Raw genomic sequence first — 21,310 nt, 5'->3', positions numbered from 1 at the left:
GCAACCTTGTGGCGTTCCTTTTTACCTAAATCACACAAACACTAGAAGAGCACGGCGTGCCTCGAACAAACATTATGAAATACCGTTTGAGAGGGGTATGCCGTGCTCTTCCCTTTGCTTATTCAGTTAAAAACGCCACAGGCTGCATAGTGTTACAAGCGACGATCTATTTACCTAAGAAATACCCACGTATAGATTTCGGCAATGTTTCTAATCCTTTTGTCACACCAAATGACAAGATGACTGCGCTCACATACATAAGCACTACTGTCATTGTTGTATATCCTAGTCCGCCGATTTGTAACACTTTATCCAATAGAATCAGCATAAACGGATGAACCAAATAAATACCGTAAGACGCTTTTCCCAGTTCTGTCCAAAAGGTTTCCACAATGTCACTCATGGATGACACGGTAAAGGCCCATACAAAAAAGATACATCCCATCCCTGTATATACCAACCCTTGAGGACTCAACTGATGAACTGTATAAATAGCCTCTAACCGAGTATATCCCCACTCTGCCATCACATAGTAATAGGATCCTAGCATCGTCACCAAAGATACGATAAATCCAACAGTGATACCAACACCATGGGCATCAATCCATTCTAGCATCGCATCAAATCGTTCTGCAAGGAGTCCGCCTAGTAGGAAAATCCATATATAAAATCCTACAAAATAATTGAGGCGCATGCTAAAGATGTACTGCAACCATTCTTGTGAAAATTGCACAGAACCTGCCATATAAGATGACCAATAGTTCACTGCCATTTGCACAAAAAATAATATCGTCATACTAAGAATTGGCGCTTTCAGTATAAACCGTAGAGCCCAGCGCCAAAGTGGCATCAAAGCGTAAAACCACAGAAGTATAACTAGAAAATACAGGTGATACATGCCATTTCCAAAGAGTAGAGTCAGTCCTAGTACATGTGGCATCAATCCCCAAGCGCTATGGGCTAACACCGCATTATAGGCTGTATATAAAATTGTCCACACAATATATGGATAGAGTACCACTTGTATACGCCGGCGCAAAAAATTGGAGTAGGAAAATTCGTTCTCCACCGATGTATGATAAAACAATCCAAAGGCAGATAGAAAGAAAAAGGCTGGCACTGTAAAGCGAGACACAATTTCTAATAATCCTAATAGATGTATATTAATCGCAGGGTTTGCCAACGCATAGGACCCTACATGAATACCGATAACACCTAACATACAAAGTCCCCGCATATAGGTAATGGCCGGTATAGCTGGCTTTCTCATAATTCCTCCAAAAAGAGGGGCTACGCCCTCCTCTTCTTGTATGACATAACATTATTGAGCTTGTTTCACTTTCGTTGCTTCTGCCTCTGCTTTTTCTTTGGCAGCTTTTGCCTCAGCTTCCGCCTTTGCTTTCGATTCTGCTTCTAGTCGTTCTCGTTCTGCCGCTTCACGTTGTAAACGCAATTCTTTTTGTAAAGGAGCCACCGGTTCACGATATACAGTAATATCTGTTTCAAACAATCGTCCCCATGGGAATCGAGCTGATACAGTCCGTGGATCCAATTTTAAATAGGTTGCTGCAAAGTCTTGCACGCGCTCACCTAAATAGCTTTCTAACACTTCATTTAAGGCACCTGTATATTTCACATTATCTGTACGAATAGAATCTTGCATGCGATATACATCTTTACGGATATTTGCTTGGTATGCCCAGTTATCCAAATATTGTTGTGTCAACATATTTCGATGACTTTGGTCATCCATGTGAACCCCTAAAATACCTTGTGCTATGGCATAGCCAATAGTATTACTTGCCGTATTCCATCCATTATAGGCACTAACTTTATACAGTAAATCCCGTTGGTACAATCCATAAACCAACGTATTATCCGAACCATTGGAGAAAGCAATATCTGCAATACTAACAGGTACTCCTTGATTCATAGATGCTTGAATGTGATCTAAAAATTCATTAGTACTTCTAGAAATCATCGGGAAGTTTTCAAAAGCTTCTGACTCACCTGTCACCATACCTAGAGGAGTATTTACTGCTAATAGCACAGATGGTTTGCCTTTGGCTTTCATCGTGCCACCTACAGCTACCACATGTTCGGCAATCGTTTTTTCTACTTTTTGGTCCTCATAATGCGGTACTGTCTCGCCACCACCACCTAATGGATAAATAACTTCAAATGTTGGCGTCAAGTGATTACGATCCACATGGTCACGAGCAATTAATAACAATCCTAATTGATCTGCCCCTGGAAAACTGCCATATTGGGTAGGCGAAAGTCCTTTACTATATTTCTGTAAATAACGCCCTTCCATAGCTGATTGAGATAAGCTACTAGTATCGTCATGCCCCAATGCAAAATATTTAAAAACACCTTTTTTCGTAATATCAATTAACTGACGGTTGATTTCCATATTTTTTTGACGACGATGGAACCAGTCCTGTAAAAACTCCACTGGCACTGTAGCTTGCAACATGAACAATTCTTTTTGTTCATCTGCTGTCAATTTTTGACTGTCTAATTTATCTTGTAAAGCTGCAATACGGAAAATAGTCGGACCATATTGATCATAATAGGCTGGCTCCACACCGCCTCCACTAGCACGTGGAGAGCGCATCACCGTACCAAAGGCATAGATTGGCACATTGGGATATTTTTTGTGCAAGTCCTCGATATGACGCACACGATATTCCAACGTATGCAAATCTAAATTATGTTTTCTAGAATCTACAAGGCCACCATAAATTAAGGAATCTGTACTTAGCACGAGCACATCCGCTTTGCTAACATTCTCGTCCACCCATCTCCACATGGCCTCCGCATTTCCTTGAAAGTTCCGCCCAGAAATATAGTATTGAGGTGGTGTTAACACCGTATACCCTGCATCTTGAGCCGTCGCCACCGTATAGGCTAAGCTCACAGGACGGTCATCTTGTGGTACATAGAGCACTGTCGTAGCCTCTGCAGTACTCGCATGGCTCAATACCGCAGTTGCCACCGCTGTAGCCATAATTGCAAACTTATGTCGCCATTGTTGTTTACTCATGTTATATATATCTCCTATTGCATAGCATAATCGCTAATTATCTTCTTATTTAATCCTGTTCTTTATGCATTATATTTCCACAAAATATGTTTGTAATATGTTGATATTGGATGGATAATTGGGATTCATGCGTAATCATCCACTCCCAATTCGTATACCACTCAAAATTATCTTTTATATAATTCATTAATAGAATCTTTTATATACTGTCAAATATCATGATTATCGGTGAATCCGATCAATACGTGGCAGATTCCAATGATACTCAATGGCTACCATGCGAATGATGAAAACGATGAGGAAAGTCACATAGGACGCCACAATTTGATGTCCCATGCCATACACTACAAAGTAGGTGATACCTCCTAATAGGGCCGGCAAGGCATACACTTCTTCTTTCAACACACTCGGCGTGCGATGCGCTAACACATCTCGGATAATACCGCCACCCACAGCTGTAATTCCACCTAACACAACGGTGAGCACCAAGTTAGTTGGATCTGTAGCTATTCCAATTGTCGCTCCTGTCACTGTGAAAGAAGCCAACCCTAAGGCATCCGCTGTAAGATATACCTTCGTCGCACCTTTACCTTCAATATAACGATTCCATCCATAACGATACATAATGAACATGATGCCTACCGTAATTAATGTGATGGAAATATATAAGCCCGTTTGCAAGGATGTGGGAGGTATACGACCTACCATAATATCACGCACAATCCCACCACCAATAGCAGTAACCAGTGCTAAAATCACTATACCAAAAATATCCATACGCCTTTGAATCCCCAAAAGTGCGCCAGAAATCGCAAAGGCAATCGTTCCAATAATATCAAATAATAACCATAAAAAATCCATACAACGCCTCCTCATACGGAATTATTGTACCATTCTTTTGAGCAAGATACTAGGTGTAAAACAAAGCAAAAAGGACGGTTGCACCCGTCCTTTTTTGTTTACCCTATAATGGGGACTATAACTTTTGTTGAGTTAATTATATACCATCTTGCCACAAAATACAATAGATATAACAATAAAAGCGCCTATGCAATGCATAAACGCTTTTAAACCTTGGCGGAGAGAGAGGGATTTGAACCCTCGGTACGGTATCACCGCACACATGATTTCCAATCATGCTCCTTAAGCCGCTCGGACACCTCTCCAAGTGAATACTTAACTATTATAAACCACTAAATATATTCCGTCAAGCACTTTTTTCTTCCCCGTAGAGGAACTCAGTTGCGCATAGTAGCCTTGTGGAGATCCTTACTAGCTAAATTACATAAACCCAAGAAGAGTGCTACCCCTCCGTGAGGAGTGCCATGTCGCGTAGAAAGTTCCGTGGCACTGTAATTACCTAAATAGCACAAACACTAGAAAAGCACCGCATATTCCGGAACAAACTTAACCACTGTATCAGTTCGAGGCGGAATGTACGGCGATTGTTTAAAGTACCCCGTGAGGAACGCAGTTGCGTGTAGTAGCCTTGTGGCGACCCTTACTAGCTAATTTGCATAAATCCAAGAAGAGTGCGCCCCCTCCGTGAGGAACACCATGTCGCGTAGAATGTCCCATGGCACTGTAATTACCTAAATAGCACAAACGCTAGAAAAGCGCCGCATGTTCCGGAACAAACCTAACCACTGTATCAGTTTGTGGAGGAATGTGTGGCGATTTTCCCTTACACTAACAATAAAGAGCCACGGACAGAATAGCAATACAAGAGACGATTTAGCGAGGTAGATACCCCAAATGCTGCAGCAATATTTTCACTCCAATCAGAATCAATATAACGCCCCCAGCCATTTCCGCTCTTTCACGGAATGCTTTCATCATATGGTACCCACTAAATATGCCCACCAGACATACCAAGAAGGTAATCACACCAATGGTAACTGACGTAGTGAGTACATCCGCATGTAATAACGCAATAGTGACTCCCACTGCCAATGCATCGATACTAGTGGCAATGGACAACGCTAACATTTCTTTCCAATCCACGGAAGATGTATCCTCTTCCTCATCGCTAAGAGAGGTACGAATCATATTAATACCCAAATAGCCTAAAGTAATGAAAATAACCCAATGGTCCCACTCATCAAAATTCTGCGAAAATTGAGCTCCTACAGCTGCCCCTATGATCGGCATTAAGCACTGGAATGCACCAAACAAGAATGCCAAAGTGATTTTTTTCATCTTTGGATCTGCTTTCATCTGCGATGATTTACAAATAGAAACCGCAAAGGCATCCATGGCAAGACCTACCGATAAAATTAATATTTCAAGGTATGACACAAGTCCCTCCTGCAAATAACAACAAAAGTGCTTGGCAATCCCAAGCACTTTTCTTAAAAACATTACATTTCATATAGAGAACTGTAATTGTTTTTAGTACTAATTTTATTATTATACATCACCTAAGGCTAATAGGGAATAGGCTTCTAATCCCATTGTGGTATCATTTTCAATCTGTATAATTCGTTGCAACTCTGTACGTAACGACTCCAATACTTGTTTGGTAAAGAATTGCCCCACATCTGGATGCACCACAATGGATACATCCGTTTTTAATCGACCAAAGCGATACAATTCCCGCAGACGTCGTAAGATTTGCAAATACACAGTTTCTCCTTTTAGTACATGTCCAGTACCACCACAACTGGAACAGGTATCAAAGAGGATGGATGGAATACTTTGGCGCTCCCGTTTCCGTGTCAATTCCAACAACCCTAAGGAGGTAATACCACATACCACGGTTTTAATAGGATCTTTTTTCACTAAATGATGCATCAACTGCACAAGTTCTTCCATATCCTGCTTCGGCATATCGATAAAGTCACAGATGATGATACCTCCAAGATTTCGCAATCGCAATTGTCGAGCAATCATATGGGCCGCTTCTTGGTTGACACGTTTCGCTACCTGTCCCGCTTGTTCATTCTTGCCACTGTAATGAGCCGAGTTGACATCGATGACAGTGAGCGCCTCTGTTTGATCAATCTGCAAAGAACCACCAGATGGCAAATCAATACGATGATTTAACAGCGCATCGATTTGTTCTTCGATACCATGTGTCTTAAAAATATCTTCCTTTTGATTCCACAAACTCACGTCTACAGGCTTACCAAATCGTCCTGCCCCTAAGAGCTGTTGCAACTCTTCATAGGCAGCCATATCATCCACCATAATAGAACCTACCGTAGGACCTACATAATCACGGATGACACGATACCAAAGGTTCGCATCTCCATAGATTTCAGTGCCGTTCTGAGCAACCTTATAGCGCTTTTGTAAATGCTCCCAAGTCTGATGCAAATAAGCCATATCCCTGGCAATCTCTTCTGGACTCGCCCCCATAGCAGCAGTGCGCAGAATAAATCCTACACCCCGTTCTAAATAAGGTTGCGCCATATCTTTTAAAGACTGACGCAACTCTGGGTCTGTAATCTTTTTAGAAATATGAATCTGTTGATCATTGGGCAATAAGACCATGTAATGACCAGCTAAACTTACATCTGTAGTAACACGCGCACTTTTACCAAGCATGGCATCTTTTACAATTTGCACGAGCAGTACTTCCCCTACGTGAACTTTTTTCTGTTTCCCTTGTTCTTGTAGGTTTAGGTACACATTTTGACCGATGCCAATGTCGAGGAAAGCTGCACTCATGCCAGGTAGAACATTTTTCACTACCCCTTTATACATATGATTTACGCGATTCGATAGCTGTGGTCGTTCATATATAATTTGTTGTAAATCCCCCGCCTCATCCACAATGGCAAGACGGGTTTCCTCTTTCATCACATTGGCATATAATCGATTCATAGTCTCTCCTTATTCCACTTCTAGAGGCGTAATACAAGCCCCATCCGTTTCAATCAAAATCGCTTCACGGTGAATAGAATAACTATCTGTTACGGGCCAACCGTATTGCTCTTTGCCCAATTTCCACATATCCCCTGGCTTCATAGTCCCTTCTGGATATACGCCAATAGCCATACGAATTGTTACCATATCTCCGTCTACCTTTGCTACCAAGGGTTCTTTAATGAAATATTTCACATCAATCATTCTTGTTTTCTTCGGTGTTACTTTTTCATATAATACTTCATTTGCACTATTAAAAGGTTCCAGCAACTGTTCCCAATTTGCGCGTTCTACAGCGGGACCTGTCACCTCATAGACAGCATAATTGCAAATAGCCATCATTTTTTTTACTTTATCCGGCATGAATCGTCCATCCAACACTTCTAAGCCTTTTGGCGCTGATTGTGAAAGTCGGCTCATCAATTCATCTAATGACCCTTCTTCTAACACATCCATATCGCAATATTCAGCACTCGCAGTAATTCCCAGCGCTAGGGCAGAGGAAAAGCTAATTTTCATATGTGGATTAAATCCCTCAGAATAAGCCATTTTAATCCCACTGCGACGAATCATACGCTCTATAGCAGAGGCATAATCTAAATGGGATAAAAAGCGAAGTTCTTCTCCCTTATGTAAGGCCAAACGTAACTTTCTCAACACGTCCACCCTCCTTATAATCAATAATTGGTGTGCCTAGCTCTGGGCAAGCATTACAGCCATTACATGGCTTACGACGGCAATCCCACGTCAACGTACCTTCTACAGCACGCTCCCATTCACGTTGTAAAAAGGCTTTACTTACGGTGTCATCAATATGTTCCCAAGGCAATGCCTCTTCAAAACTACGGTCACGGCGAGCATAATAATCTGGATCAATATTCGTATCTTTGAAAGCCTGCATCCAGGTATCGTATTTAAAATACTCTGTCCAGCCATCAAATTTACAGCCATGTTTCCATGCCTCTATAACGGATAGCGCTAATCGTCTATCTCCACGAGCAAAGATAGCCTCTAAATACCCTGTATGTCCATCATGATAATGATAGGAAATATTGCGATTGTTGATAAGAGATTTTAAATATCTCTGTTTACGATGAATTTCCTCTACATCTTGTTGACCATACCATTGGTAAGGGGAGTGTGTTTTCGGTACGAAGAAAGAACAACTCACTGTCACCTTGCCATTACGTTTACCTGTAATATCACGATGTAAATCCAATACTTTATAAGCTAAGTCAGCAATGCCTGCTACGTCTTCGTCGGTTTCTGTTGGCAAGCCCATCATGAAATAGAGCTTTACTGTATTCCAACCAGATTTGAAAGCATTTTCACAGGCTGCCATCAAATCTTCTTCACTAACACCTTTGTTAATCACATCACGCATACGTTGAGAGCCTGCTTCTGGAGCAAAGGTTAAGCCACTTTTACGCACTTGCTGCACTTTTTTTGCAATATCAATAGAGAATGCATCAATACGTAAAGATGGTAAACTAACGCTGACTTGTTTATCTTTAAATTCTTCCATCAGCATATCCACTAATTCCGGCAATTTAGAATAATCGGCAGAACTTAGAGACATTAAAGAAATTTCATTATATCCCGTATTGGCGATAATATCCTTTGCCATTTGTAATAATCGTTCCGGCGTTCTTTCACGAACAGGACGATATAACATACCAGCTTGGCAGAAACGACAGCCTCGCAAACAACCACGGAATAATTCTAATACAGCCCGATCATGGACTACGTCTAAATATGGCACAATCGGCGCTGTCGGATAATAGGAGTGTTCCACATCTTCGACGATACGTTTTTTTACTACTGATGGCGCTTCCTCTGCCAAAATTTTTAATCCTTTAAAATGACCGTCCTCTGTGTATTCTGGTTCATATAAAGCAGGCACATAGGTCCCTTCAATTAAGGCTGCTTTGCGCAAGAATGCCTCTTTACCGCCTGGAAACCCTTTCACTTTTTCTGCTTTAAATAGTTCTACAAATTCTACAAGCCATTCTTCCGATTCACCGATAGACACGATATCAAAAAAATCTGCAATAGGTTCAATATTATATACACAAGGTCCCCCTGCTAATAGCAATGGGAAAGACATATCTCGATCTTTGCTATAGAAAGGGATATCTGCCATATCCAGCATATTCAAGATGTTGGTATAGCTCATTTCATATTGCAATGTAAATCCCAATAGATCAAATTCCCGAATTGGTGTTTTTGTTTCCAAGGAAAATAAAGGAATCTTACGGTCTCGCATTTCCTTTTCCATGTCGTGCCAAGGCGCAAAGACACGCTCAGCCACCACATCTTGACGTTCATTTAACAAACCATATAAAATTTTTATTCCTAAATGGCTCATACTTACTTCATATACATCAGGAAATGCCAAGGCCATTGTCACATCCACTGTACTGTGGTCTTTTACAATGCTATTCCATTCCCCTCCGGTATAGCGAGCCGGTTTTTCCACATGTTGTAACCATGATGGATCTAAGTGAATCATACAACCTCACTAGAGGCATAAGCCTCATTTCTAACAATTAAAACATGCGTTTTTTCTGACGCATTACTATATTTAATAATAAACCTATACTCAATAGATTGGTGGTCAAAGCACTAACACCATAACTGATGAAAGGCAATGGGATCCCTGTTACTGGCATAATACCTGTCGTCATGCCTACATTGACTAACACTTCAAATAACAGCATGGAGCCAATACCTGTGGCAATCAACATACCAAAGGGATCTACCGAGCGTTTCGCAATTAAGAAACTACGATACACAACCACCAATAGTAATCCTAAGACCACAAAACAACCTAGAAGACCTAATTCTTCCCCCACCACGGAGAAAATAAAGTCCGTATGGTTTTCCGGTAAAAAGTTCAACTGACTTTGGGTTCCTTCAAAGAGCCCTTTACCAAATAGTAAGCCTGAACCAATTGCAATTTTAGATTGGATAATATGATATCCTGCGCCAAAGGGATCTACATTAGGATTCAAAAACACCATAATCCGTTGTTTTTGATACTCTTGTAGTACAAACCAGCTTAACGGCAACAGCGCTACCATAGTGCCAACCATAATTTGCACTAACCGCATACGAATACCGCTCACAAAGAGCATGCCTGCTAATATAGCTACATACACTAAGGATGTCCCCAAATCTGGTTGCTTAAACACCAACAAGGCTGGGATTCCTAAAAATAAGAATACAGGCAATAGCTCTTTAAAAGTATTTAACTTTCCTACTCGACTTTCCAGCATGTTTGCCAAGCTAATGATCATCATCAACTTCGTAAATTCTGATGGTTGTATCGTAATAGGTCCAATCTGAATCCATCGTTGCGCACCTAGTGCCGATGTGCCTACCACCATAACTGCCAAAAGCATAACGATAGTAGCACCATAAATCCACTTTGCATAAGGGCGCAAGCGCTCGTAATCTAACCATTGCAGACCTACAATGGCAACGATATTTAATCCAAAGAATAGCAATTGTTTCGATACTAACCCTGTAATTTGCAGTCCTTCTCGATTGACATGAGTAGCGCTGCCGATAACAACACAACCAATGATAATCAAGCTGATGGTGGAGAGCACCAAAATCCAATCCCATTCACGTATAATTCTCTGCCACATAGTATACTCCTAGTCTACCTTTTGTTCTTTTCCAGAGGCGATTTCTTTTTTAGCAGCCTCTTTCTTATCATCCGCAGGGACTACGACCGGCTTAGGAATGTGAAAGTATTCTTCCAAAATAGGGCGTACAATGGACCCTGCAGAAACGGCACCAAAGCCGCCTTGTTCTACCAGAGCTACTACAACGATACGAGGCTTGTCATACGGTGCATAGGCAACGAACCAACCATGGTCACGGCCAGTAGCATTTTCCGCCGTTCCCGTTTTACCAGCTACGGCTAAGGATAAGCCTTTAAAAATTTCCCCTGCCGTACCACCTTCCAAGGTTACGTCTCTAAGACCATTGCGAACAATATCCATGACGGCTTTCGATACTTGCAAGACTCCTAATTTCTTAGGCCCAAAAATCTCTTCTGGCGTTCCATCAGCATTATCGATACGACTCACAACATACGGTTGATAGCGAATCCCTCCGTTAGCAATCTCAGACATCATCACTGCCATTTGTATCGGCGTCACCAATGTGAAAGACTGTCCAATAGCGGCATCGAAGGTTTCCCCTAAGTACCAATCTTGATTAAATACTTTTCGTTTATATTCGGGACTAGCAATATTACCGCTGCCTTCATCATATAACTTGATTCCCGTTTTTTCACCAAGCCCAAAAATCTTCGCATATTTATCGATATTATCGATGCCTAAGCGATTCCCCATTTCATAGAAATACACATTATCTGACTTCGCCAAGGCTTTATTGAAATCCAGCCAGCCTAAGGCCTCTCCTTCTGCATTTCGCTTATCGATTAACCAGTGTTTACCACTGTCATAAATCATTTCATTAGGAGTTACCTTTTTCAATTCTAAGGCCGCTGCACCAGTAATAATTTTGAAAGGAGACCCTGGCGGATACTCACCAGTAACTACTTTATTTTCAAAAGGATGATTGACATCTGTATTTAACTGATTCCATTGTTCCGTAGTAATCCCTTTGGCAAACCAATTCGGATTGAACCCTGGTGCACTCACCATGGCGAGTACCGCCCCTGTATTAGGATCTAGGGCCACTACGGCAGCTCCCTTCGCAGGAATACCTTGTTTTCTAAGCGCTGCTAATTGGTCATAAACAGCTTTTTCAGCCACTTTTTGTAGATTCAAATCAATGGTTAAATGAATATTGCGACCTGGTATGGTGTGTTTACGTCCTACTTCTTCTACAGGGCGTCCACTGGCATCCACCTCTACTTGACGTCCACCATCCACACCACGTAGCACAGAATCGTACATTTTCTCTAGCCCAGAACGACCTAAAATCGTACCAGGACCTATGGTGCCACCCGTATGTGTTCCGTATAACTCTGCTTGTTTCGCTTCCGCTAGCTCATCTTCACTGACTTCCCCTACATAGCCCAATAATTGGGATGCCATCGTATCATGAGGATAATAGCGAAGTGGCTCTACATCTACCGTAATACCAGGTAATTCATGACGATGTTCTTCAATTTTTGTCACCTTGTCTAAGGTTACGTCACTAGCTAATCGGATCGGCTCATAGCCACCCTTATGAGCCTCTATTTTTTCTGCCAATGTTTTCACAGGAATTTGTAAATAGGACGCCAATTGCTCTAGCTCTTTTGGATCCGCCTGCTTTCCAGTGGGCAACATAGACACCATATAGGCAGGTCGTGAACCGACCACAATTTGACCATTTCGATCATACATTAATCCCCGTGTAGCCGTCATAGAGAGCATACGAAGGCGATTCCCCTCCGCTTTTCCACGGTAATAATCACCTTCAATGGCCTGTAGATAAAATACACGTCCTAGCAAAATAGCAAAAATGATGACGACTATGGTTAGCAATACATCAAAGCGTGTCGTTTTTTTCTTTTTATATAGTGCTTTTAACATAGCCTCTCCTTTCTACCACATGTATTCATCCTTTTCTTCCCAGCGCCATACTAGTTTATGCACCACAATGCCTACTAAGGCATCAATCCCTATAGAAGGAATGCCATGATTCCAAATATAGGTAGTCATTACAATTGGTTCTTGTACAATCCACAATAAGCCCATTTGTAAAGCCATGACTAAAGCGGATCCTACTCCTGTCCACCAGGCGGTAGCATACCATTGTTCTTCATATACCGTGCCTTGCATAGCGCCTAACATATAACTTACCATCGCATAGGATACCACATGTAATCCAAAATAGTTTCCGATCATCACGTCTTGAACAATACCACCTACAACGGTTAGCATCATGCCATGAGACCGACCTTTCAATACGGTCACTACCAACGCAATATCTAGTAATAGATGAGGCGCCCACGAATAGGAAAACCATCTAGGTACCACTAAGGATTGGATAATAATAACGCCTAATACCATCAATGTCCAAGCACATCGTTTCATTGTTGCACCGTCCCTTTAGCCCCTTCTACTTGATCTCGCTGCGTACGAGGAATCAATTTTGGCTCTAATTTTGGCGCTTCTGGTCGTGCAATGGATGATGATACAATTACAAATACTTCTTCTAAACTTTGAAAGTCCACTGTAGGGTCGATGACAGCATGTTTCACAAATCCTTCTTCATCAGTAACAATATCTTTCACATGGCCCAATAATAATCCCTTTGGATACATACCTCCAAACCCTGAAGTTACAATTGTATCGCCTTTTAGCACATCACCATTTAAGGCAATGTTCACCATTTGTGGCTCCATAGGGCGATTCCCATTCCCTTTCAGTATAGATGCAATTCTAGATTCTGGTCGTTGCACGATAACACCAGTAGCAGATCTTGGATCTAATATGCTTTGTACCCGTGCAGAATGTTCATATACATCTGACACAAAGCCTACGACCCCGCGGGGAGCAATGACTGCCATATTTGGCTCTACCCCATCTGCACGGCCTCTACTAATAGTGAATGTATCCGTCCAAGCCCCTCTATCACGAGTCACTACAGAGGCTGCTAATAAAGCAAATTGAGGTTGTTCTCCTTTAAATTGTAACAATTGGCGTAAACGAATATTCTCTGCCACCAATTCGTCATAGGCCACTTGCTTTTGCTCTAATTCTGCATTGCGCTCCTCTATGTCTGACATGTCTTTCACACGCAAGATACCATTATCTATCACGGCTATTCCCGTATGTAAACCAGATAAGAAACGACTGGCTCCATAAGTAAAAGGTGCCATCAAATTTTCTAGAGTTACTGTTACTACAGGAACTTGCGTTCTTTGTTTCCACACGTACCCAAAAATTCCTAATATGGCACAAAGGATTACGATCATAGTCAACCATTTTCGTTCAGATTGTTGCATTAAGATCGCCCCTTTCGTAATTTACTAGCCACTAATAATCGCTCTAAGCGTTGTACATCCGCAGCAGCTCTACCTAAACCAAGTGCTACCGTATCGCCTGGCGTATCTGCAATGCGTACAGGAATACCTAGTTCCTCTTGGATGTGGCGGTCTAATCCTTCAAGTAAGGACGTACCTCCCGTAAGGAGCATGCCACTTTCCATAATATCTGCCACTAATTCAGGTGGTGTTTTTTCCAAAATACTGCGTATAACCGCCACCATATCTGCAATAGGTTGTCGCAAAATTTCATAGACTTCACTTTTACGAATCATACAGCGTTTGGTGAGTCCCGTTTCAGAGTGACGACCTACGATAGTGTATTCCCCTTCGATAGATGGAGCGATCGCACAACCAAGAGTTTGCTTAATGTCTTCCACTGTTTCATCGGATACCATAATAGAAAACTCATTACGTATATAATGGTAAATGGCTTCATTTAATTCATTACCACCAATCCGTGACGTATGGCTCGCTACTTTACCACCCATCGATAAAATAGCTACATCCGTAGTACTGCCACCGATATCGACAGCCATACTACCACGAGCCTCAAAAATAGGAAGGCCTGCACCAATCGCTGCTGCTACTGGACTTTCCAGCAAATACGCTTCCCGAGCACCCGCCTGAATGATCGCATCCGTCATAGCTCTTCGCTCCACATCGGTTATACCACAAGGCACTGCCATAACGACACGGGATCTACGAACCGCCTTGGACGCTTTGTTCATAAAATACTTTAACATGGACAACACTATACGATAATCCACAATAAAGCCCTCTTTCAGAGGACTCATAGGTGCTAATGTTTCCGGATTGCGCAACAACAAACGCTGCGCATCTTCTCCAATAGTAACGATGTTCTCTTGCTTTGCATCCGTTGCCACTATAGATGGTTCCGATACAACCACCCCTCGACCTTCCACAAAAATATGTGTGTGAAAGGTACCAATATCTATTCCTAAATCTCTTCCTAATGAAGAAAATAATTTCATCGAACCTCTCCTTATAAAGAATTCCGTATTCTATTAATTGTAACATACTTTAGGGAGATTATAAATAAAAAAGCCAGCAAAACCGAAGTTCTGCTGGCTTTTATTATATTTATTTTAGCTCTATAATAGATGTTTGAGTTAGTTATATAAGGTTTATACCCTATAGATACTGGCTATATAACTCCACTATATTTATTTTGAGTTAGTTGATACAATTCGGTCTGCATCCGTTAATACCGGTGGATGTGTATAATCATTGTATAAAGCGGCACCTGCAATAGCGATAGCTACACATGCGATTCCACCAGCAATAAGAAAAGGCTTCCCATCAATTTGACGGCGATATATACCGATACCTAATAAGCCCAATGCTCCAACTGAAAATGCTATCCCTAAATATTGAACTAACTTAATATTTTTTTCATGATGAATTAGGAAATCAGCTTGGATAGGTATTGGTTTTCCATGCATAACATTCTCAATTAAATTCCAACGTAAAGTTTTATTTTCATTGGATATATCCTGAGAATTTGTCCGAATAGGTGGTTCAGGTAAATTTAATGAGTAGTATACTTGTGAAGAGCTTAAAATTTTATCCCCCATCTCGTTAGATTGTTGACCATTACTATTAGTTTCATTTTTAGGTAGCACTAGATCAAAACTATAGGAATCATAAAAAAATCCTTTACGATATTTCACACCTTTATCAGCTTCTTCAGGATTAAATAATTCTGCTCCAGATTCAACAAGAGCTTTGATATTAGGAGTATCTTTTTCAGCTATAAATCCATTATTTCCTGTATCCTTAATCGTATATCCACTTTCAGCAAATTCTTTACGCTCTGAGTCAAATGTTTTTCTTAATTTAGGAGCCCTATTAGCCAATACAGGATCTACTCCCATCTCAATACGTTCATGAATAGAACCATCTGGTCGTATAGTCGTTCCAATTTCTGCTTTAAAACAACCAGATACTAGCAACAAACATACTCCCAATGTAGCCGTAGTTATCGTCTTTATCACATTCATCTGTTTACCTCCTATTGCAATCCATAAGTAGATTTGTATTGGTTTAATTTAGAGTAGAACAAATCATACATTTTACCACCATCTTCATAGCGACTTGTATTTCCTCGTAATCCATCAAACATAGCATTCATTCGTTCTTTTTGAAGGTTGTTCATATCTTGAATTCCGGTACGGCTCGCAGTATCTAACTTATTTAACGTTTCATTATCTATTGTTATTTGTTGAACTTTATTCGTTCTAAATGAACCAGTTGCCATACCTGGAGTAATAGAGCCAGCATTAATATCATCTGCCATAGATTTCAGTACAGATTCAAACTCCATCAATCGATTGACTGCTGCTTGTTGTGCTTCTTTTGCATTTTGTGCTTGTTTTTTTGGTGCATCAACAGCTTTATCCTGTCCATTGTTCTCTGTAACCTTCGTCTCATTGGCAGTGATTTCTGGCGACATTTTAGTGCCAGTATATTCTATATCATCAGATAAAAAATACCATCCCAAAATTCCTACAATTACGAGTGCATAGACTAGTCCAACCACTTTCAATATTTTATGAAAATCATCTTTATTTTTAACCTCACTATTTCCCTCTAATTGTTGATCTCTTAAGTCTGTCATAATTTGAGGACCCTCTATTGTTTGAGCAGAACTGTTAACTCTCCGATTATTCGAGATTGCCGCACCACAATTATGGCAGAACTGTGATGTTGATGGTACACTTTCACCACACTTTTCACAAATATTCTCTAGGCTAGTTCCACAAGAATTACAAAATTTAGAAGTATCTTTATTTGTTGCTTGACATGATCCACAAACTTTCATAGTTCCTCCTTAATATAATGTCAACATTATTAACACATGATATACCTACTATTTTCACAAATAGTAATACAAACTTATCGTTCGAATAGCACACTATCTATATATTTAGCTATATTCTTAAAATGATACACTTCAGATTCTCTTAATTCGTAAGAATCACTGAGTGTTATAAGTATATAGGCCTCCCCTTTTTTATAGTCTTGACTCTGAAAGATAATGCCACCATCATGATACACTCCAGCAAGTTCTCCTGTTTTATGTGCAATAAACCGATTAGATAACGCCTCATTAAATGTTTCAGTATCTGTTTGACCCAACAAGTACATCAACATTTTCTCTCTAGAAGAGCTTGACATTCCTTTTCCTTCTAATAAATTCATAAACCAATGTCCCAAATCGTTAGCAGATGTATAATTTTCACGTCCTTGCCGAATAGCTTCTAAATCCATCATATACCGTTGTAATTTCGTATCCATAAATCCATTTTTTATGATGTATTGGTTAATTGATTCCATTCCAAGGCGACGTATTAGTATGTTAGTTGCAGAATTATCGCTAACTGTAATCATTAACTTCGCCAATTCATCAACAGTCAATTTTGTACCAACAGCATAACCAGACAATACTCCAGCACCACCAACTTTATCGGATTCTTCTAATTCCATAGTTTCACCTAAATTGATATGACCTGCTTCTATTTCTTCAAATAAATATCCTAATATATATACTTTAATCATACTAGCTGCACGAACAGGTCTAGATTGTTTCACAATGGACTCATTATGGTATCCTACATATATAGATTCATAAGGAAACAACTGTATTTCTTTTTCAATAACACTTAATTTATTCCTAGCTTCCCCCATAGACATTCTATCATGCTCCAGATGATACGAAGCGCCCTCTATTCTGCCTTCTGTTTCAGTGCTACTTTTAGCCGAAAAGCCACATCCCAACACCATACATAAACATATCGACAGCGCACAAAAATACATTGACCGTATTAATCGTTTTATTATCTTACTATACACACTGGTCTCTCCCTATTTATAAGTATGCCCCAATAATAAACTGATTCAATTGATGACAGCAAAAGTATATAAAAATCTTATTCCGCATCTTAGAAGATTAAAACTTTTATCTATATCATATCACATTTTATCCTAACATAAAATATAATAATTGATGGTGTCAACCATGCTATCAATTTCTTTATTTAGCTAAAATAAATATCTTCCACTAGTATTAGCATACCTCTTTTATACAACACAAAAGCCAGCAAAACCCAAGTTCTGCTGGCTTTCAGTATATCTAATTTTCTATTCCCACTCAATGGTTGCTGGTGGTTTACTTGTAATATCGTACACGATACGGTTGATGTGGTTTACTTCGTTCACGATGCGGCGGGAGATCGTATCCAATACATCATAAGGGATACGTGCCCAGTCGGCTGTCATGAAGTCAGTTGTGGTCACCCCACGCAATGCCAATGTGTAATCATAGGTACGGAAGTCACCCATAACGCCTACAGTACGTGTGCTTGTTAACACAGCAAAGTATTGGTTAATAGAACGATCTAAACCAGCTTTTGCGATTTCATCGCGGAAAATGTAATCCGCATCACGCAATACGTCTAGTTTATCTTTTGTCACTTCACCCATGACACGGATCGCAAGACCTGGACCTGGGAATGGTTGACGCCATACTAGGTAATCTGCCAAACCAAGTTCTACACCTAATTGACGAACTTCGTCTTTGAACAAGTTGCGAAGAGGTTCGATTAAACCCTTGAAATCTACTACTGCAGGCAAGCCACCTACGTTGTGGTGAGATTTAATCACTTCAGCTTCGCCAGTACCAGACTCGATTACATCTGGGTAGATTGTACCTTGTGCTAAGTAATCAACGGAACCAATTTTACGCCCTTCATCTTCGAATACACGGATAAATTCTTCACCGATAGCTTTACGTTTCGCTTCTGGATCTTCAAGACCTGCTAATTTCGTCAAGAAACGTTCTTCTGCATCCACACGAATGAAGTGCATACCAGAATCTTTAAACGCCGCTTCTACTTCATCACCTTCGTTTTTACGCATCAAACCATGGTCAACGAAGATACAAGTCAATTGATCGCCTACGGCTTTAGAAATTAACGCTGCTGCTACAGAGCTATCCACACCACCAGATAATGCCAATAATACTTTACCATCGCCTACTGTATTGCGAATCTCTTCAATAGCAGTTTTTGCATAGTTTGCCATCGTCCATTGGCCTGTGCATCCACATACTTCATACAAGAAGTTGTGCAACATTTCTTTACCATGTTCTGTATGTAATACTTCTGCATGGTATTGCATCGCATATAAACGACGCTCTTCGTTTTGCATAGCTGCTACAGGGCAATCTTTTGTATGTGCCACGATTTTGAAACCTTCTGGCACTTTTGCCACATAATCCACATGGCTCATCCATACGATTTCTTCTTCTGAAAGTCCTTTAAATAATGGTGAGGACACATCTACTTGAGTTGGTGTTTTACCAAATTCACGTGTTTCCGCAGACGTTACATGTCCGCCCAATGTATGCGCCATAAATTGCATACCATAGCACATACCCAATACTGGAATGCCAAGTTCAAATACTTCCGCTTCCATTTTAGGAGCATTGTCTTCGTATACGCTAGCAGGACCACCTGTAAAGATGATACCTTTTGGCTGTAATTCTTTAATTTTTTCTAATGCTTTATTGTACGGATATACCTCACAATACACATTATTTTCACGTACACGACGCGCGATCAGTTGATTATATTGACCACCAAAGTCAACGACAACAACCATCTCTTTTTGTTCCATTCTGTCCTCCCACAATCTTCTGTTTATAACTTCAATATATAAACACTATATATTAAATATTATACCCTATGCACTAAGTTTTGACTAGAATCGGAAGTCACGTTCTCCCTCTTCCATTTGCGCAATATAAGCTTTAGATTTTTCTTTCACTAGATCGTTTTTAATGGAGTCTAATTGCACGTCGATAACAGCCGCACCAACAGCTTTTGTTTCCTCATCTGCATAGTCTAGTAAATACTCTTTCAATGTCATCAACGCATTCGGTTGACAACAGTTAGAAATTTGTCCACTCTTAGCCAGTGCCATAAAGCGGTCACCTGTACGTCCTTCACGGTAGCAAGCCGTACAGAAACTTGGTACATATCCTAATTGCAATAACCATTCCACAATTTCATCCAAGGAACGGCGGTCACTCGTATCGAATTGCGCAGAATTTTCTTCTTCTGGTTCTTCTTCTACATAACCGCCCACAGATGTACGAGACCCTCCAGAAATTTGCGAGATACCTAAGGCTAAGCCACGCTCACGCATAGCTTGACTTTCACGAGTAGACATAATCATACCTGCATACGGCGCAGATACACGAATCAAAGCTACGATTTTTTCAAAAATATCGTCTGGTACAGCATTACTGAAATCATCTACATCGATATCATCAGCTGGACAAATTCGAGGCACACTGATCGTATGCGGACCTACACCAAACTTTGCCTCTAAATGTTCTGCATGCATCAACAAGCCTACGAAGTCATATTTATAGTGTTCCAATCCATAAAGGACGCCAATGCCCACGTCATCAATACCTGCTTCCATAGCGCGATCCATAGCCGTTGTATGGTATGCATAATCGCTCTTAGGGCCTGTTGGATGAAGGGCTTCATAGTTTTCTTTATTATATGTTTCTTGGAACAATGTGTACGTACCAATACCTGCCTCATGTAATTTTCGATAATCTTCCACTTCACACGCCGCAATATTGACATTGACACGACGAATTTCTCCATTATCTTTTTTGATGGAGTAAATCGTATCAATACATTCCAAAATATATTCCAGTGGATTTTCCAATGGATGTTCGCCAGATTCAATAACAATCCGTTTATGCCCCATGGCTTCTAAGGCCATCACTTCTTCACGGACTTGATCTTGGTTTAATTTTTTGCGAGTAATGGTTTTATTTTTTGCATGGTATGGGCAGTAGACACAACCATTGATGCAATAGTTTGATAAATACAAAGGAGCAAATAATACAATACGATTGCCATAAATCGCTTGTTTAATCTCTTTTGCTAAAGCAAATAATTTTTCCTTATATTCTGGCAAAGGACATTCTAACAGTACCATCGCCTCACGGTGGTTTAATCCTACACGAGTTTTTGCCTTCTCTAATATGACATCCAACAAAGGACGATTTTCCTTGTTTTCTTCTGCATATTGTAAAGTGGCTAGAATCTCTTCATGATTAATAAATTCTTCCGCCTTGGAAGAGTGTACATCATACATAGTAAACTCCTTTTCTACTGACTTAGTAGATCTATGATAGCCTACATCTTTCTAGGCTTTGTCTTAACATAAGCGCTATACCGATTTTATTAGATATAGTCTTTCTTTTATTATACTCCACTTATGAATCAATGTATATAAAATTAGTGTGCATTATGAAAGCAAATACT

17 protein-coding genes, 1 tRNA gene and 1 pseudogene are annotated in these 21,310 nt (G+C 40.3%); all 19 read right to left on the bottom strand.

Annotated elements, in window-relative coordinates:
* Positions 1-166 precede the first annotated feature (166 nt).
* The 19 genes and pseudogenes from EO116_RS01705 to hydG all read right to left on the bottom strand — a co-directional run bounded on the left by EO116_RS01705 (position 167) and on the right by hydG (position 21,140).
* Positions 167-1,270, bottom strand: a complete 1,104-nt coding sequence (locus tag EO116_RS01705; protein ID WP_127160379.1) for an acyltransferase — start codon at positions 1,268-1,270, stop codon at positions 167-169.
* A 51-nt stretch (positions 1,271-1,321) separates the two neighbouring features.
* Positions 1,322-3,049, bottom strand: a complete 1,728-nt coding sequence (locus EO116_RS01700; RefSeq protein ID WP_127160378.1) for a DUF4127 family protein — start codon at positions 3,047-3,049, stop codon at positions 1,322-1,324.
* 222 nt (positions 3,050-3,271) lie between these two features.
* Positions 3,272-3,910: a trimeric intracellular cation channel family protein gene (locus tag EO116_RS01695; protein WP_127160377.1), complete on the bottom strand. Its 639-nt coding sequence runs from the start codon at positions 3,908-3,910 to the stop codon at positions 3,272-3,274.
* A 214-nt stretch (positions 3,911-4,124) separates the two neighbouring features.
* A tRNA-Ser gene (locus EO116_RS01690) sits at positions 4,125-4,215 on the bottom strand.
* 568 nt (positions 4,216-4,783) lie between these two features.
* A complete protein-coding gene (locus EO116_RS01685; protein WP_127160376.1) occupies positions 4,784-5,347 on the bottom strand; it encodes a manganese efflux pump MntP family protein in 564 nt (187 codons plus the stop codon).
* 111 nt (positions 5,348-5,458) lie between these two features.
* A complete protein-coding gene (locus EO116_RS01680) occupies positions 5,459-6,877 on the bottom strand; it encodes an Rne/Rng family ribonuclease (protein ID WP_127160375.1) in 1,419 nt (472 codons plus the stop codon).
* A 9-nt stretch (positions 6,878-6,886) separates the two neighbouring features.
* Complete coding sequence (locus tag EO116_RS01675) at positions 6,887-7,576, bottom strand: TIGR03936 family radical SAM-associated protein (RefSeq protein WP_127160411.1); 690 nt, start codon at positions 7,574-7,576, stop codon at positions 6,887-6,889.
* Positions 7,548-9,431 (bottom strand): TIGR03960 family B12-binding radical SAM protein, encoded by a 1,884-nt coding sequence (locus tag EO116_RS01670; RefSeq protein WP_127160374.1) that lies wholly within the window; start codon positions 9,429-9,431, stop codon positions 7,548-7,550. The genes EO116_RS01675 and EO116_RS01670 overlap by 29 nt, the downstream gene beginning before the upstream one ends.
* Before the next feature lie 37 nt (positions 9,432-9,468).
* A complete protein-coding gene (gene rodA / locus EO116_RS01665) occupies positions 9,469-10,572 on the bottom strand; it encodes a rod shape-determining protein RodA (RefSeq protein ID WP_127160373.1) in 1,104 nt (367 codons plus the stop codon).
* 9 nt (positions 10,573-10,581) lie between these two features.
* Positions 10,582-12,480, bottom strand: a complete 1,899-nt coding sequence (gene mrdA, locus EO116_RS01660) for a penicillin-binding protein 2 (RefSeq protein ID WP_127160372.1) — start codon at positions 12,478-12,480, stop codon at positions 10,582-10,584.
* A 12-nt stretch (positions 12,481-12,492) separates the two neighbouring features.
* Complete coding sequence (mreD, locus tag EO116_RS01655; RefSeq protein ID WP_127160371.1) at positions 12,493-12,984, bottom strand: rod shape-determining protein MreD; 492 nt, start codon at positions 12,982-12,984, stop codon at positions 12,493-12,495.
* A complete protein-coding gene (gene mreC, locus EO116_RS01650; RefSeq protein ID WP_127160370.1) occupies positions 12,981-13,898 on the bottom strand; it encodes a rod shape-determining protein MreC in 918 nt (305 codons plus the stop codon). The genes mreD and mreC overlap by 4 nt, the downstream gene beginning before the upstream one ends.
* Positions 13,898-14,932, bottom strand: a complete 1,035-nt coding sequence (locus tag EO116_RS01645; protein WP_127068051.1) for a rod shape-determining protein — start codon at positions 14,930-14,932, stop codon at positions 13,898-13,900. The genes mreC and EO116_RS01645 overlap by 1 nt, the downstream gene beginning before the upstream one ends.
* A 192-nt stretch (positions 14,933-15,124) precedes the next feature.
* Entirely contained in the window at positions 15,125-15,961 is an 837-nt protein-coding gene (locus EO116_RS01640; protein WP_127160369.1) for a hypothetical protein, read from the bottom strand.
* 11 nt (positions 15,962-15,972) lie between these two features.
* Positions 15,973-16,578, bottom strand: coding sequence for a hypothetical protein (locus tag EO116_RS01635; RefSeq protein ID WP_240629092.1), 606 nt, complete (start codon positions 16,576-16,578; stop codon positions 15,973-15,975).
* A 60-nt stretch (positions 16,579-16,638) separates the two neighbouring features.
* Positions 16,639-16,782 (bottom strand): annotated as a pseudogene (locus EO116_RS08755) (zinc-ribbon domain-containing protein); the annotation flags it as partial.
* Between the two features lie 74 nt (positions 16,783-16,856).
* The gene (locus EO116_RS01630) at positions 16,857-17,648 is read right to left on the bottom strand and encodes a serine hydrolase (protein WP_164726033.1); all 792 of its coding nucleotides are present in this window, start codon (positions 17,646-17,648) and stop codon (positions 16,857-16,859) included.
* 453 nt (positions 17,649-18,101) lie between these two features.
* Complete coding sequence (gene guaA / locus EO116_RS01625) at positions 18,102-19,637, bottom strand: glutamine-hydrolyzing GMP synthase (protein WP_127160366.1); 1,536 nt, start codon at positions 19,635-19,637, stop codon at positions 18,102-18,104.
* Between the two features lie 84 nt (positions 19,638-19,721).
* Complete coding sequence (hydG, locus tag EO116_RS01620) at positions 19,722-21,140, bottom strand: [FeFe] hydrogenase H-cluster radical SAM maturase HydG (RefSeq protein ID WP_127160365.1); 1,419 nt, start codon at positions 21,138-21,140, stop codon at positions 19,722-19,724.
* Positions 21,141-21,310: the final 170 nt, after the last annotated feature.

This window comes from Veillonella sp. VA137 (genome assembly GCF_003992015.1).
Taxonomy (GTDB): domain Bacteria; phylum Bacillota; class Negativicutes; order Veillonellales; family Veillonellaceae; genus F0422.
Note: the sequence above shows the minus strand (reverse complement) of the source record. Positions and strands in the feature narration are given on the sequence as shown.